Source organism: Mesorhizobium sp. WSM3866, from assembly GCF_002294795.1.
Taxonomy (GTDB): Bacteria; Pseudomonadota; Alphaproteobacteria; order Rhizobiales; family Rhizobiaceae; genus Mesorhizobium.
On sequence record NZ_NSGC01000002.1, the window covers coordinates 349999 to 363765 of the forward strand.

General features: G+C 64.7%; 12 protein-coding genes. 10 read left to right on the forward strand and 2 right to left on the reverse strand.

Features of this window, described 5'->3' with window-relative positions; genetic code table 11:
• The first annotated feature begins 104 nt into the window (after positions 1-104).
• The gene (locus tag CK222_RS05880; protein WP_067001506.1) at positions 105-377 is read left to right on the forward strand and encodes an aspartate-semialdehyde dehydrogenase; all 273 of its coding nucleotides are present in this window, start codon (positions 105-107) and stop codon (positions 375-377) included.
• A gap of 163 nt (positions 378-540) precedes the next feature.
• Here CK222_RS05880 and CK222_RS05885 read toward each other — a convergent pair whose 3' ends face one another.
• On the reverse strand, positions 541-1203 hold the full coding sequence (locus tag CK222_RS05885) for a YggS family pyridoxal phosphate-dependent enzyme (protein WP_095799960.1): 663 nt from the start codon (positions 1201-1203) through the stop codon (positions 541-543).
• Positions 1204-1350: 147 nt separating this feature from the next.
• On the opposite strand from CK222_RS05885, the gene leuS reads away from it, so the two are divergent.
• Positions 1351-3993: a leucine--tRNA ligase gene (gene leuS / locus CK222_RS05890; RefSeq protein WP_095799712.1), complete on the forward strand. Its 2643-nt coding sequence runs from the start codon at positions 1351-1353 to the stop codon at positions 3991-3993.
• Positions 3980-4561, forward strand: a complete 582-nt coding sequence (lptE, locus tag CK222_RS05895; RefSeq protein ID WP_067324955.1) for an LPS assembly lipoprotein LptE — start codon at positions 3980-3982, stop codon at positions 4559-4561. Before leuS ends, lptE begins: the two co-directional genes overlap by 14 nt.
• A gap of 91 nt (positions 4562-4652) precedes the next feature.
• Here the strand turns inward: lptE and fsa are convergent, their stop codons facing one another.
• Positions 4653-5309, reverse strand: a complete 657-nt coding sequence (gene fsa / locus CK222_RS05900; protein WP_095799713.1) for a fructose-6-phosphate aldolase — start codon at positions 5307-5309, stop codon at positions 4653-4655.
• A gap of 90 nt (positions 5310-5399) precedes the next feature.
• On the opposite strand from fsa, the gene CK222_RS05905 reads away from it, so the two are divergent.
• The 7 genes from CK222_RS05905 (at position 5400) to atpD (ending at position 13746) form a co-directional block, all read left to right on the forward strand.
• Positions 5400-7583, forward strand: a complete 2184-nt coding sequence (locus tag CK222_RS05905; protein WP_095799714.1) for a primosomal protein N' — start codon at positions 5400-5402, stop codon at positions 7581-7583.
• 34 nt (positions 7584-7617) lie between these two features.
• Positions 7618-8313 carry an aspartate/glutamate racemase family protein gene (locus CK222_RS05910; RefSeq protein WP_095799715.1) on the forward strand — a complete coding sequence of 232 codons (696 nt, stop codon included), beginning with the start codon at positions 7618-7620 and terminating at the stop codon, positions 8311-8313.
• A 126-nt stretch (positions 8314-8439) separates the two neighbouring features.
• Positions 8440-8835, forward strand: a complete 396-nt coding sequence (locus tag CK222_RS05915; protein WP_095799716.1) for a DUF4345 family protein — start codon at positions 8440-8442, stop codon at positions 8833-8835.
• Positions 8836-9081: 246 nt separating this feature from the next.
• Positions 9082-9642 (forward strand): F0F1 ATP synthase subunit delta, encoded by a 561-nt coding sequence (locus CK222_RS05920; protein ID WP_095799717.1) that lies wholly within the window; start codon positions 9082-9084, stop codon positions 9640-9642.
• Complete coding sequence (gene atpA / locus CK222_RS05925) at positions 9642-11171, forward strand: F0F1 ATP synthase subunit alpha (RefSeq protein WP_095799718.1); 1530 nt, start codon at positions 9642-9644, stop codon at positions 11169-11171. Before CK222_RS05920 ends, atpA begins: the two co-directional genes overlap by 1 nt.
• A gap of 34 nt (positions 11172-11205) precedes the next feature.
• Positions 11206-12090, forward strand: a complete 885-nt coding sequence (locus CK222_RS05930) for a F0F1 ATP synthase subunit gamma (protein WP_095799719.1) — start codon at positions 11206-11208, stop codon at positions 12088-12090.
• A 75-nt stretch (positions 12091-12165) separates the two neighbouring features.
• Positions 12166-13746, forward strand: a complete 1581-nt coding sequence (gene atpD, locus CK222_RS05935) for a F0F1 ATP synthase subunit beta (RefSeq protein WP_067002177.1) — start codon at positions 12166-12168, stop codon at positions 13744-13746.
• Positions 13747-13767: the final 21 nt, after the last annotated feature.

Below are 13767 nucleotides of genomic sequence, written 5' to 3' on the forward strand. Positions count from 1 at the left end.
TCCGATGGAAAACTTGGGTCTGATGTGCGAAAATCAATAGACGGTTAAGCAACGAGGCGCAGAGTTTCGCGTTGGGAGGAAAGGAGAATCAACTGAGGACGGCAATGCGCCATCATCTCGAAATGGACTTGATGCTCAGCGGCTATGGGCTGACCACGGCCAAGATCCTTTATCACTTCCCAGACCATCCACATCTGCTGCAAAGCTATATCTGGCAGGATTACGACATCGCGCCGGAGTTTCCGGTGCTGATCCGCTTCATCGAATTCTGGAAGACCAAGCTCGACGGCCCGCTGCATTCGGTGACGTACACGCACCAGAAGCTGATCGCGCCGAACGAGTGGCGGAAAGTGGACGGGGAGTTCGTGCTGCACTGAGCGGCGCAGAGGTTCTCTGTACGTCGAATGTTTGGCGGAAACGCCCATCACTCGTCATCCGCGGGCTTGGTAGGAACGGCCCGGTTCGTTTCAAGCGCTGGCGGAAGCGTTATCGATCGATTGTCGGGTCGGTAACAAGATCGCTACCAGCGTCTCGAGGCGCTTAGCGACTGCCGAAAATCGCCGAGCCCAGCCTGACGCTGGTCGCGCCGAAGGCGATCGCGGTCTCGTAATCGCCGGACATGCCCATCGAGAGCATTGCGACGCCGGCCTCGCCAGCGATCTTTTCCAAAAGCGCGAAATGCGGGCCGGGATTCTCGTCCGCCGGCGGGATGCACATGAGGCCCTCAATGGCGAGGCCGTGCACCTCGCGGCAGCGTTTGACGAAAGCGACGGCGTCGCGCGGCTCGATGCCGGCCTTCTGCGGCTCGGAACCGGTGTTGACCTGGACATAGAGTTTCGGCGCCCGGCCTTGCCTGGCGGTCTCCTTGGCAAGCTCGGCGGCGATCTTCTCGCGATCGACGGTCTCGATGACATCGAAAAGCGCCACCGCTTCCTTCGTCTTGTTGGACTGCAGCGGCCCGATCAAGTGCAGCTCGATGTCGGGAAACGCCGCTTTCAGCGCCGGCCATTTACCTTGAGCTTCCTGCACGCGGTTCTCGCCGAAAACACGCTGGCCCGCCTCGATGACCGGGCGGATATCTTCGGCCGCGAAGGTCTTCGAGACCGCAACCAGCATGACGGCGCCGGGCTCACGCTTTGCCTCGCGTTCGGCGCTTGCGATCTTCGCCTTGACCGCGCGAAGCTGTTCGACGGGGCTCGTCATGTCCATATCCTGCCCATAGTTTTAGCACCAACGCCGGATCGCCACAGTTGACGGGTCTGGCAATCCATGGTGAACACCGCGACGACATTGTCTCGGCTGCCGGCCTTGCCCAGCGCCGCGCACCCGCTTTTAAGTGAAAAACATCCGATGGCAACCGAACGATACAATCCGCGCACGTCAGAGCCCAAATGGCAGAAGGCCTGGGCCGAAAAGAAGCTGTTCGAGGCCAGGAACGAGGACCCGAAGCCGAAATACTACGTGCTCGAGATGTTCCCTTATCCCTCGGGGAAGATCCATATCGGCCACACCCGCAACTATACGATGGGCGACGTCGTCGCGCGCTACAAGCGGGCCAAGGGCTTCAACGTGCTGCACCCGATGGGTTGGGACGCCTTCGGCATGCCGGCCGAGAATGCCGCGATGCAGAACAAGGTCCATCCCAAGGACTGGACCTACGAAAACATCGCCGTCATGCGCGAGCAGCTCAAGATGATGGGCCTGTCGCTCGACTGGGCGCGGGAGTTCGCCACATGCGACGTCGACTACTATCACCGCCAGCAGATGCTGTTCCTCGACTTCGTCGAGAAGGGGCTGGTGACGCGCAAATCCTCCAAGGTCAACTGGGACCCGGCAGACATGACGGTGCTCGCCAACGAGCAGGTCATCGACGGCCGCGGCTGGCGCTCGGGCGCGCTGGTCGAGCAGCGCGAGTTGACGCAGTGGTTCTTCAAGATCACCGATTTCGCGCAGGACCTGCTGGATTCGCTCGGCCGTCTCGACGAATGGCCGGAGAAGGTCAAGCTGATGCAGCATAACTGGATCGGCCGCTCGGAAGGGCTGCTGATCCGCTGGCCGCTGGCGGCTGCAAGCTCTGCCAAGATCGGCGGCGACATGCACGAGCTGGAAGTCTACACGACCAGGCCGGACACCATCTTCGGCGCCTCCTTCATGGCGGTCGCGGCGGATCATCCGCTGGCCAAACAAGCCGCCGAGAACAATCCGGCGCTGGCCAAGTTCATCGACGAGGTCCGCCATATGGGCACCTCGGTGGCGGCGCTTGAGACGGCCGAAAAGAAGGGTTTCGATACCGGCATCCGCGTCGTCCATCCTTTCGACGACGGCTGGACGCTGCCTGTCTACGTCGCGAATTTCGTGCTGATGGAGTATGGCACGGGCGCCATCTTCGGCTGCCCGTCGGGCGATCAGCGCGACCTCGACTTCGCCAACAAATACGGCCTGCCGGTAGTCCCGGTAGTGATGCCGGAAGACGGCGACGCAAAAAGCTTCCAGATCACCGAGGAGGCCTATGTCGACGACGGCGTGATGATCAATTCGCGCTTCCTCGACGGCATGAAGCCGCAGCGCGCGTTCGACGAGGTGGCGAAGCTGCTCGAACAGAAGACGATCGGCGGCCGGCCGATGGCGGAGCGCAAGGTGAATTTCCGCCTGCGCGATTGGGGCATCTCGCGCCAGCGCTACTGGGGCTGCCCGATCCCGATGATCCACTGCGAGGCCTGCGGCGTGGTGCCGGTGCCGAAGGCCGATCTGCCGGTGAAACTGCCTGACGACATCGAGTTCGACCGTCCGGGCAATCCGCTCGATCGGCATCCGACATGGCGTCACGTGAAATGCCCGCAATGCGGGCGCGACGCGCGGCGCGAGACCGACACGATGGATACATTCGTCGATTCGTCGTGGTATTTCGCGCGCTTCACCGCCCCCTGGGCGAACGAGCCGACCGAGCCGAAGGCGGCGGACGAGTGGCTGGCGGTGGACCAGTATATCGGCGGCATCGAGCACGCGATCCTGCATCTGCTCTATTCGCGCTTCTTCACGCGTGCCATGCGCGAGACCGGCCATTTGAACCTCGCCGAGCCGTTCAAGGGCCTGTTCACGCAAGGCATGGTGGTGCACGAGACCTACCGCGTCGGCGGTCCGTCGACAAATGGGCGCTGGCTGTCGCCGAGCGAGGTCAGGATCGAGGATGCCGGCGGCAAGCGCCGCGCCATCGAGATCGCGACCGGCGAGGAAGCGTCGATCGGCGCGCTCGAGAAGATGTCGAAATCGAAGAAGAACACGGTGAGTCCGGAGGAGATCACCGACGGCTACGGAGCCGATACCGCGCGCTGGTTCATGCTGTCGGATTCGCCGCCCGAGCGCGACGTCGAATGGACCGACGAAGGTGCCGCCGGCGCGCATCGCTTCGTGCAGCGCGTCTGGCGCCTGGTGCAGATCGCGGCCGAACAGCTTGGCGACGTGAAGCCGGCCGCGGCGAGCGAAGGCGAGGCAGGTGCCGTTTCCAAGGCCGCGCACAAGATTCTTAAGGCGATCGGCGAGGACATCGAGAAGCTCGGCTTCAACCGAGCTATCGCCCGCATCTACGAGCTTGCCAATGCGCTGGCCGTGCCGCTCAACGACGTCGCCGAAGGCAAGGCTGACGCGGCGCTGAAGGGCGCCTGCCGCGAGGCCGTCGAGATCCTGGTGCATGTGATCGCGCCGGTGATGCCGCATCTGGCCGAGGAATGCTGGGAGGCGTTGGGCGGCACCGAGATGGTCGCCGAACGGCCGTGGCCTGCCTACGATCCGGCCCTAGTCGTCGACAACGAGATCATGCTGCCGGTGCAGGTCAACGGCAAGAAGCGCGGGGATTTGACAATTGCCCGCGACGCGGATCAAGGTGCCGTCGAAAAAGCGGTGCTGGCTCTCGACTTCGTGCAGAAAGCGCTCGATGGTAAAGCCCCGCGCAAGGTGATCATCATCCCGCAGAGGATCGTCAATGTCGTTGCCTGATCCGGAAAAGTCACAGGCGGCGCGTTTGCTGCGTCGCGCTGCTCTCAGCGGCCTGATCGCCTCGCTGGCACTGGTCTCCGCCTGCACGGTGCGGCCGCTCTATTCCAGCGCGCCGCTCACCGCCGGGTCGCAGGTCGGGGCCGCCGCCGAGCTGGCGTCGATATCGATCAAGCCGGTCAGCACGCGCCCTGCGCAGCAGGTGCGCAACAACCTGATCTTCGCTTTCGGCCAGGGCTCGGGCGAGCCGGCATCGCCTGCCTATACGCTCGACCTCGGCGTCACCGAGCTTGTCGAGTCGGCGGCCATCGTTCAGGTGCAAACCGAAGAGGACGAGCCGACGGCGGGCACCGTGACCCTCACCGCCAATTATGTGCTCAGAGACGCCGCGACCGGCACTGTGGTCGCGCTCGGCAAGCGCTCGATTCCTTCCTCCTTCGACCGGCCGCGCCAGGAGTTTGCGGCCTACCGGGCGCAGATCGACGCCGAGAACCGCGCCGCCCGCGAGCTCGCCGATCTGCTCAGGCTGGCGATCGCCCAGGACCTGGCCAAGAATGGCAAGAAGGCCTGAGCTGGTCTCTGAGCGCCGCCGCGCTATTTCCCTATTCGATGCAACAAAAAGGCCAGGTTATCCCGGCCTTTTTGTTGTCTGATCTCGGGCCTCAGCCAATCTTCTGGCCGGTCTTGGCCCAGTCGGCGAGGAAGGCGGCGAGGCCCTTGTCCGTGAGCGGATGGTTGACCAGCGCCTTCAACGTCGCCGGCGGCGCGGTCACGATATCGGCGCCGATCAAAGCCGCCTGCTTGACGTGGTTCACCGTACGCACGGAAGCGGTCAGAATCTCGGTCTTGAAATCGTAATTGTCGTAGATGGTGCGGATTTCCGAGATCAGCTCCATGCCGTCCGAGCCGGTGTCGTCGATGCGGCCGACGAAGGGCGAGATGAAGGAGGCGCCGGCCTTGGCGGCAAGCAGCGCCTGGTTGGCCGAGAAGCAGAGCGTGACGTTGACCATGCGGTTCATCTCGGTGCGGATCGTCTTGCAGGCCTTCAGACCATCCAGCGTCAGCGGCACCTTGATGGCCACATTCGGTGCGATCTTGGCCAGCACCTCGGCCTCGGCCATCATCTCCTTGTACTCGGTCGCCACGACCTCGGCCGAGACCGGGCCTTCGACAATGTCGCAGATCTGCTTGGTGACCTCGGCGATCTTGCCGCCCGATTTCAGGATTAGCGACGGGTTGGTGGTGACGCCATCGAGCAGCCCCAGATCGTGCAGCTCCTTAATTTCCTTGATGTCAGCGGTATCGACAAAAAACTTCATGGCTGTCTCCTTGGGGATTGCCTGACGCCGGCCAGGCAGATGCGGGGGTCCCCTTTGATCTAGAGCAAAGTCGGGGCAAGGTCACGCCCGATGATCGAAGATTCGCCCTTTGTCGCGGCCGCGCCGGTGCTGGTGCCGATGCCGGCCGAACGGCCCTACACATATGCCGTGCCGCCAGGCATGCGCGTGGTGCCGGGCTCGATCGTGCGCGTGCCGCTGGGGCCGCGGCAGGTCGCCGGCATCGTCTGGGACGCCGTCGTCGAATCCGTCGATCCGAAAAAGCTGCGGCCGATCGAGGAGGTCTTCGACTGCCCGCCGATCGACAAGGCGATGCGCCGTTTCGTCGACTGGATCGCCCAATACACGCTGTCGGCGCCCGGCATGGTGGCGCGGATGTTGTTGAGGGCGCCGGAAGCTTTCGACCCGGAGCCGTGGATCGAAGGCCTGCAGCGCACGCTTGCCGAGCCCGACCGATTGACCGACGCGCGACGCCGCGTGCTGGAGACGGCCGAAGGCGGGCTTGCCTGGACGCGCTCCGGTCTCGCCCATGCGGCGGGTGTCTCCTCGACCGTCATCGATGGCTTGAGGGCACAAGGCGTGTTCGAGACGGTGATGATCCCGCCAAGGCCGGTGGTCGCCGCACCCGATCCCGGCCATGCTGTGCCGGCATTGATGCCGGACCAGAAGGCGGCGGCCGAGAAGCTGCGCGCGGCGACCGCCGCCGGCGCCTTCAACGTCACCCTGCTCGACGGCATCACCGGATCGGGCAAGACGGAAGTCTATTTCGAGGCGGTGGCGGCGGCGCTCGACAAGGGCAAGCAGGTGCTGATCCTGCTGCCGGAGATCGCGCTGACGCACGCTTTCCTCGAGCGCTTCCAGGACCGCTTCGGAGCCAAACCGGCGGAGTGGCATTCGGACCTGCCGCCCCGGATGCGCGAACGCGTCTGGCGACAGGTGGCGGAGGGTGGCGTGCGCGTCGTCGCCGGGGCGCGCTCGGCGCTGTTCTTGCCGTTCAAGGAGCTAGGCCTGATCGTCGTCGACGAGGAGCATGACCCGGCCTACAAACAGGAAGACCGCGTCTTCTATAATGCGCGCGACATGGCGGTGGTGCGCGGCCATATCGGCGCTTTCCCGGTCGTGCTCGCCTCGGCGACGCCGTCGGTCGAGAGCCGCGTCAACGCCAGCCAGGGCCGCTACCAGCGCGCGGTGCTGTCGGCGCGTTTTGCCGAGGCGGCGCTCCCCGACCTGAAAACGATCGACATGCGGCGCGCGCCGCCGGCGCGCGGCGGTTTTCTGTCGCCTCTCCTTCTGGAGCAGATGGAGCGCACGCTGGAGAGACAAGAGCAGTCGCTGCTCTTCCTCAACCGGCGCGGCTATGCGCCGCTGACGCTCTGCCGCGTCTGCGGCCATCGCTTCGGCTGCCCGGTCTGCTCGGCCTGGCTGGTCGAGCATCGCTTTCGCGGCCAGCTCGTTTGCCATCATTGCGGCCACAATGAGCGGCGGCCGGAGGCTTGCCCGGAATGCGGCACGCTCGATCATCTGGTCGCCTGCGGGCCGGGCGTCGAGCGCATCGCCGAGGAAGTGGTGGCGCATTTCCCGGAAGCCCGCACGATCGTATTGTCGTCCGATCTCTTGGGCGGCGTGCGCCGGCTGCGGCTCGAGCTCGAGGCCGTCGCCAATGGCGAGGCCGATATCGTCATCGGCACGCAGCTCGTCGCCAAGGGTCACAACTTCCCCGGCATGACGCTGGTCGGCGTGGTCGACGCCGATCTCGGCCTCGCCAATGGCGATCCGCGCGCCGCCGAGCGCACCTTCCAGCTGCTCAGCCAGGTGACCGGGCGCGCGGGCCGCACCGGCAAGAAGAGCCTCGGCCTGCTGCAGACCTACCAGCCCGACCATCCGGTGATGCGGGCGATCGTCTCCGGCGATTCGGAAGCCTTCTACGAGCGCGAAATCGCGGAGCGGGAGCGCGCCGCGCTGCCACCGTTCGGCCGGCTCGCCGGCATCATCGTCAGTGCCGCGACACGCGCCGAGGCCGAAACCCATGCGCGGGGCTTGCGGCGCGCGGCACCTACAGCCTCCGATCTCTTCGTGCTCGGACCGGCCGAGGCGCCGCTGTCGCTGATCGGCGGCCGCCACCGCTTCCGCTTGCTTGTCCAGGGCGGGCGGCGCGCGGACATGCAAGGGTTTATTCGAGCCATGCTGGCGGAGGGGCCGAAGCTGCGCGGCTCCGTCAGGGTGCAGGTCGACATCGACCCGCAGACCTTCCTATAAGCGAGAAAGACAGTCCCAACGGAGTGCTCGCTTTATGAAAACCCTCGGCCTTATCGGCGGCATGAGCTGGGAATCGACGGCGATCTACTACCGACTGCTCAACGAGATCGTGCGCGAGCGGCTGGGCGGGCTGCATTCGGCCGAGCTGTTGCTCTGGTCGTTCGACTTCGCCGAGATCGCCGAACGCCAGCATGCCGGCGACTGGGACGGCGCCGGTGTCCTTCTGGTAAAAGCAGCGCGCAAGCTGGAGGCCGGCGGCGCCGAGGGCTTGATGATTTGCACCAACACGATGCACAAACTCGCCGACACGGTGCAAGCGGCCATCTCGATTCCCATTATCCATATCGCCGACGCAACTGGACACGCTGTTGTCGCCGCAGGCGTGAAGCGCCCGGCGCTGCTGGCGACACGCTTCACCATGGAACAGGATTTCTATAAAGGGCGGCTCGCCGACAAATACGGCCTGCAGCCGGTCGTGCCCGCCCAGGCCGGCCGCGACATGGTGCACCGGATTATCTATGATGAGCTCTGCCAAGGCGTCGTCAAAGCCGACTCGAAGTCCGCCTACGTCGAGGAAGTCGGCCGTCTGCGGCGCGACGAAAAGATCGACGGCCTCATCATGGGCTGCACCGAGATCACCATACTGATCGGCCAGGGCGATTTCGACATGCCGGTGTTCGACACCACGCGCATCCAGGCCGAGGCAGCGATCGACTTCGCATTGTCCTGATCGGGCGCTGTTCTGTCGCTTCTTCTCTTGCGGTCTTTTCAAATGTGCCGGCCGACATCTGGCGCGCGGATTTTCCTCGGCTAGAATGCCGGCAATTTCAGAACAAGACTTTACGAGGGGGATCAGATGGAGTTCGCGTTTCCGTGGCCGGCGAGCCAGGGCGAGTGGCTGGCATGGTCGAGCGCCGTCGTGACGCTGCTCATCGGCCTCGGCCTCTTCCTGGCGCCGAATCTCGCCTTCCGCATCCTGCGCCTGCAGGCAAAGCCGGAGAAAGCGGCGGCGATCGCCGAAGGGCGCGGCCGCATGTCGGGCTTCTATCTCGGCGTCAGCCTGTGCTGCATCCTGCTCGCACAGCCGCTGCTCTATATGGCGCTCGGCTTCTCATGGCTGTTCACCGCTTTCGGTCGGCTTTTGTCGATGATGTCGGACGGCGCCAATACACCTTTCAACTGGGCTTCCATCGTGGTTGAATTGGCCCTGGCGGCGCTGCCGCTTGCCTTCGCCTTCGGCTTCGTACCGTGAATTCGTGGCTAATCCGCCGCTCAGGCTCGGCCTTCGCCGTCTGATGCGACAAAAGTGCCTGAAACCATGCCGGACGATGCATTGCGGTCTCAAAAGGCCTGTGCTAGACGGCAATCGACTTTCGGCCGGGGATAGCGGAAGCCATCCCTCCGTGCTTGGAAAAATCGCAGTAAGGTCAAAGATTTAGCCAGAGTTTTCGCTCGCGCCAACAATCTGCGGCCTGTCAGACAAGAGAAAAGACGGTCCGTGGCCCAATCGTCATCGCCAATCTCAGCTGTCGCAGAGCGCTATGCAAGCTCGCTGTTCGAGCTCGCGCTGCAGGAAAATTCGGTCGCCCAGGTCGAGGCTGACCTCAACGATTTCGAGGCGATGCTCAATGGCAGCGCCGACCTTGCCCGGCTCATCAACAGCCCGGTGTTCTCCAGCGACGATCAGGCCAAGGCGATCGGCGCGATCATCTCCAGAGCCAACATCACCGGCCTCGTCGGCAATTTCCTGCGCGTCGTCGCCCGCAACCGCCGCCTGTTCGCCGTGCCCGGCATGATCAAGGCGTTCCGCAAGATTGCCGCCGACCACCGTGGCGAGGCGTCCGCCGAAGTCACCTCCGCGCATGCGCTGACGGATGCGCAGCAGGCCGAACTCAAGGCGACGCTGACGGGAATCGCCGGCAAGGACGTGGCCATCGCCATGACCGTCGACCCGTCGCTGCTCGGCGGCCTGATCGTCAAGATGGGCTCGCGCCAGATCGATACGTCGCTCAAAACCAAACTCAATTCGCTCAAGCTTGCACTGAAAGAGGTCGGCTGATGGACATCCGCGCCGCGGAAATTTCCGCAATTCTGAAAGACCAGATCAAGAATTTCGGCAAGGAGGCCGAGGTCTCCGAAGTCGGTCAGGTTCTGTCCGTCGGTGACGGCATTGCCCGCGTCTACGGGCTCGATAACGTCCAGGCCGGCGAGATGGTCGAATTCCCGGGCGGCATCCGCGGCATGGCGCTGAACCTCGAAGCCGACAATGTCGGCGTCGTCATCTTCGGCAACGACCGTGACATCAAGGAAGGCGACACCGTCAAGCGCACCGGCGCCATCGTCGACGTTCCGGTCGGTCCCGGCCTGCTCGGCCGCGTGGTCGACGCGCTCGGCAATCCGATCGACGGCAAGGGCCCGATCCAGGCGACCGAACGCCGCCGCGTCGACGTCAAGGCACCCGGCATCATTCCGCGCAAGTCGGTGCATGAGCCGATGTCGACCGGCCTCAAGGCCATCGACGCGCTTATCCCGGTCGGCCGCGGCCAGCGCGAGCTGGTCATCGGCGACCGTCAGACCGGCAAGACCGCCATCATCCTCGACACGATGCTGAACCAGAAGTCGGTGCACGACAACGGCCCGGAGAAGGAGAAGCTCTACTGCGTCTACGTCGCTGTCGGCCAGAAGCGCTCGACCGTCGCGCAGTTCGTCAAGGTGCTCGAGGAGCGCGGCGCGCTCGACTACTCCATCATCATCGCCGCCACCGCGTCGGATCCGGCGCCGATGCAGTTCCTGGCGCCGTTCGCCGGCTGCACCATGGGCGAATATTTCCGCGACAATGGCATGCATGCCCTCATCAGCTATGACGACCTGTCGAAGCAGGCCGTCGCCTACCGCCAGATGTCGCTGCTGCTGCGCCGCCCGCCGGGTCGCGAAGCCTATCCGGGCGACGTGTTCTACCTGCATTCGCGCCTGCTGGAGCGCGCCGCGAAGCTCAACGACGATAATGGCAACGGCTCGCTGACCGCGCTGCCGATCATCGAGACGCAGGCCAACGACGTGTCGGCATACATCCCGACCAACGTGATCTCGATCACCGACGGCCAGATCTTCCTCGAGACCAACCTCTTCTTCCAGGGCATCCGCCCGGCGGTGAACGTCGGTCTGTCGGTGTCGCGCGTCGGCTCCTCGGCGCAGGTCAAGGCGATGAAGCAGGTCGCCGGCTCGATCAAGGGCGAGCTCGCGCAGTACCGCGAAATGGCGGCCTTCGCGCAGTTCGGCTCCGACCTCGACGCCGCCACCCAGCGTCTGCTCAATCGCGGTTCGCGCCTGACGGAGCTCCTGAAGCAGCCGCAGTTCTCGCCGCTCAAGACCGAAGAGCAGGTCGCGGTGATCTTCGCCGGCGTCAATGGCTATCTCGACAAACTGGCGCTGAACCAGGTCGGCAAGTTCGAGCATGGCCTGCTCAGCCACATGCGCTCGGCCGGCAAGGACGTGCTCGACGGCATCCGCAAGGAGAAGGCGCTGTCGGACTACTTGCGCGGCAAGCTCAAGGCCGAGATCGACGCCTTCGCCAAGACCTTCGCTTAACGAACAGCCGGACGCACGGGATCAGGTTTGAAGCATGCCTTCATTAAAAGACCTTCGTAACCGTATCGCCTCGGTCAAGGCGACGCAGAAGATCACCAAGGCGATGCAGATGGTCGCCGCGGCGAAGCTGCGTCGCGCGCAGGAAGCGGCGGAAGCGGCGCGTCCCTATTCCGAGCGGATGGGGGCTGTGCTGGCCAACATCACCCAGGCGATCGGCGGCGGCGGCGATGCCCCGGCGCTGATGACGGGCACCGGCAGGGACGACGTGCATCTGCTCGTCGTCTGCACCGCCGAGCGCGGACTGTGCGGCGGCTTCAATTCCCAGATCGCGCGCCTGGCCCGCGAGCATATTCGTAAGCTTCTCGCCGACGGCAAGCAGGTCAAGATCATCTGCGTCGGCAAGAAGGGTTTTGACATCCTGCGCCGCGAGTACGGCTCGCTGATCCTCGAGCGCGTCGACCTGCGCGAGGTCAAGACGCTCGGCTTCGTCAATGCCGATGCGATTGCGCGCAAGGTGATCAACCTGTTCAATCAGGGCGGCTTCGACGTCTGCACCTTGTTCTACTCGCAATTCAAGTCGGTGATCAGCCAGATTCCGACGGCGCAGCAGATCATCCCGGCGGCCCCGGCTTCCGCCGCTGCCGAGACGAGCAACGGCGCCACGGCCGTCTACGAATACGAGCCGGAGCCGGGCGAGATCCTCTCCGACCTCATCCCGCGCAACATCGCGGTGCAGATCTTCCGCGCGCTGCTGGAAAACGCGGCTGGCGAGATGGGCGCCAAGATGAGCGCGATGGACAATGCGACGCGCAACGCCGGCGACATGATCAACAGGCTGTCGATCACCTACAATCGCCAGCGGCAGGCGCAGATCACCAAGGAACTCATCGAAATCATTTCGGGCGCCGAGGCGCTCTAGGCGCGCCCCGCCGCCGAGGCAATCGACCTCGCGGCAGAAGGCGTGAGCAACAGACAGACGAAAAGGGCAAAGACGATGGCGAAAGCAGCTACCCCGAAGACCGCCGCCAAGGCGGCACCGGCCCCCAAGGCGGCAAAGGCTCCGGCAGCAGCCGCGAATGCCGCTCCGGCCAAGAAGGCGGCCGCTCCGGCCAAGGCAGCGGCTCCGGCGAAGGCGGCCAGCGTTGCGGCGAAGCGGGTCGGCGCCGCCGGCAAGGTGCGCCAGGTCATCGGCGCCGTCGTCGACGTCCAGTTCGAAGATCATCTCCCGGCCATTCTGAATGCGCTGGAAACCGACAATGTCGGCAACCGCCTCGTCCTCGAAGTCGCCCAGCATCTCGGCGAGAACACCGTGCGCTGCATCGCCATGGACTCGACCGAAGGTCTCGTGCGCGGCCAGGATGTCTATGACACCGGCGGACCGATTTCGGTGCCGGTCGGCCCGGGCATGCTCGGCCGCATCATCAACGTCATCGGCGAACCGGTCGACGAGGCCGGCCCGGTCGACGCCGTCGAAATGCGCGCCATCCACCAGCCGGCCCCGGCCTATGTCGACCAGTCGACGGAAGCGCAGATCCTGGTCACCGGCATCAAGGTCCTCGACCTGCTGGCGCCTTACGCCCGAGGCGGCAAGATCGGCCTGTTCGGCGGCGCCGGCGTCGGCAAGACCGTTCTGATCCAGGAACTGATCAACAACGTCGCCAAGGCTCACGGTGGTTTCTCGGTGTTCGCCGGCGTCGGCGAACGCACCCGCGAAGGCAACGACCTCTATCACGAGTTTATCGAATCGGGCGTCAACAAGAAGGGCGGCGGCCAGGGTTCCAAGGCCGCGCTGGTGTACGGCCAGATGAACGAGCCGCCGGGCGCGCGCGCCCGCGTCGGCCTGACCGGCCTCACCGTCGCCGAGTATTTCCGCGACCAGGGCCAGGACGTGCTGTTCTTCGTCGACAACATCTTCCGCTTCACCCAGGCGGGCTCGGAAGTGTCCGCGCTGCTCGGCCGCATCCCCTCGGCCGTGGGCTATCAGCCGACGCTTGCCACCGACATGGGCGCGCTGCAGGAACGCATCACGACCACGACCAAGGGTTCGATCACCTCGGTGCAGGCCATCTACGTTCCGGCCGACGACTTGACCGACCCGGCGCCGGCCACCTCCTTCGCCCACCTCGACGCCACGACCGTGCTCAACCGCGCGATCTCGGAAAAGGGCATCTACCCGGCCGTTGATCCGCTCGACTCGACCTCGCGCATGCTCGACCCGATGGTCGTCGGCGAGGAGCACTACCAGGTCGCCCGCCAGGTGCAGTCGATCCTGCAGCGCTACAAGTCGCTGCAGGACATCATCGCCATCCTTGGCATGGACGAGCTGTCGGAAGAGGACAAGCAGACCGTTGCCCGCGCCCGCAAGATCGAGCGCTTCCTGTCGCAGCCGTTCTTCGTCGCCGAAGTGTTCACCGGCTCGCCCGGCAAGCTGGTCGACCTCGCCGACACCATCAAGGGCTTCAAGGGCCTTTGCGCCGGCGACTACGACCACCTGCCGGAAGCGGCCTTCTACATGGTTGGCGGCATCGAGGAAGCGGTCGAGAAGGCGCAGCGCCTGGCGGCTGAAGCGGCGTAAAGAAGCGAATAGCGAATAGGG

What these genes read in the sequence shown, in the direction of transcription:
- CK222_RS05930 (WP_095799719.1), top strand. Translation starts at nt 11,206, where the DNA reads ATGCCTTCATTAAAAGACCTTCGTAACCGTATCGCCTCGGTCAAGGCG.
- leuS (WP_095799712.1), top strand. Translation starts at nt 1,351, where the DNA reads ATGGCAACCGAACGATACAATCCGCGCACGTCAGAGCCCAAATGGCAG.
- atpA (WP_095799718.1), top strand. Translation starts at nt 9,642, where the DNA reads ATGGACATCCGCGCCGCGGAAATTTCCGCAATTCTGAAAGACCAGATC.
- atpD (WP_067002177.1), top strand. Translation starts at nt 12,166, where the DNA reads ATGGCGAAAGCAGCTACCCCGAAGACCGCCGCCAAGGCGGCACCGGCC.
- CK222_RS05915 (WP_095799716.1), top strand. Translation starts at nt 8,440, where the DNA reads ATGGAGTTCGCGTTTCCGTGGCCGGCGAGCCAGGGCGAGTGGCTGGCA.
- CK222_RS05910 (WP_095799715.1), top strand. Translation starts at nt 7,618, where the DNA reads ATGAAAACCCTCGGCCTTATCGGCGGCATGAGCTGGGAATCGACGGCG.
- lptE (WP_067324955.1), top strand. Translation starts at nt 3,980, where the DNA reads ATGTCGTTGCCTGATCCGGAAAAGTCACAGGCGGCGCGTTTGCTGCGT.
- fsa (WP_095799713.1), bottom strand. Translation starts at nt 5,309, where the DNA reads ATGAAGTTTTTTGTCGATACCGCTGACATCAAGGAAATTAAGGAGCTG.
- CK222_RS05880 (WP_067001506.1), top strand. Translation starts at nt 105, where the DNA reads ATGCGCCATCATCTCGAAATGGACTTGATGCTCAGCGGCTATGGGCTG.
- CK222_RS05885 (WP_095799960.1), bottom strand. Translation starts at nt 1,203, where the DNA reads ATGACGAGCCCCGTCGAACAGCTTCGCGCGGTCAAGGCGAAGATCGCA.
- CK222_RS05905 (WP_095799714.1), top strand. Translation starts at nt 5,400, where the DNA reads ATGATCGAAGATTCGCCCTTTGTCGCGGCCGCGCCGGTGCTGGTGCCG.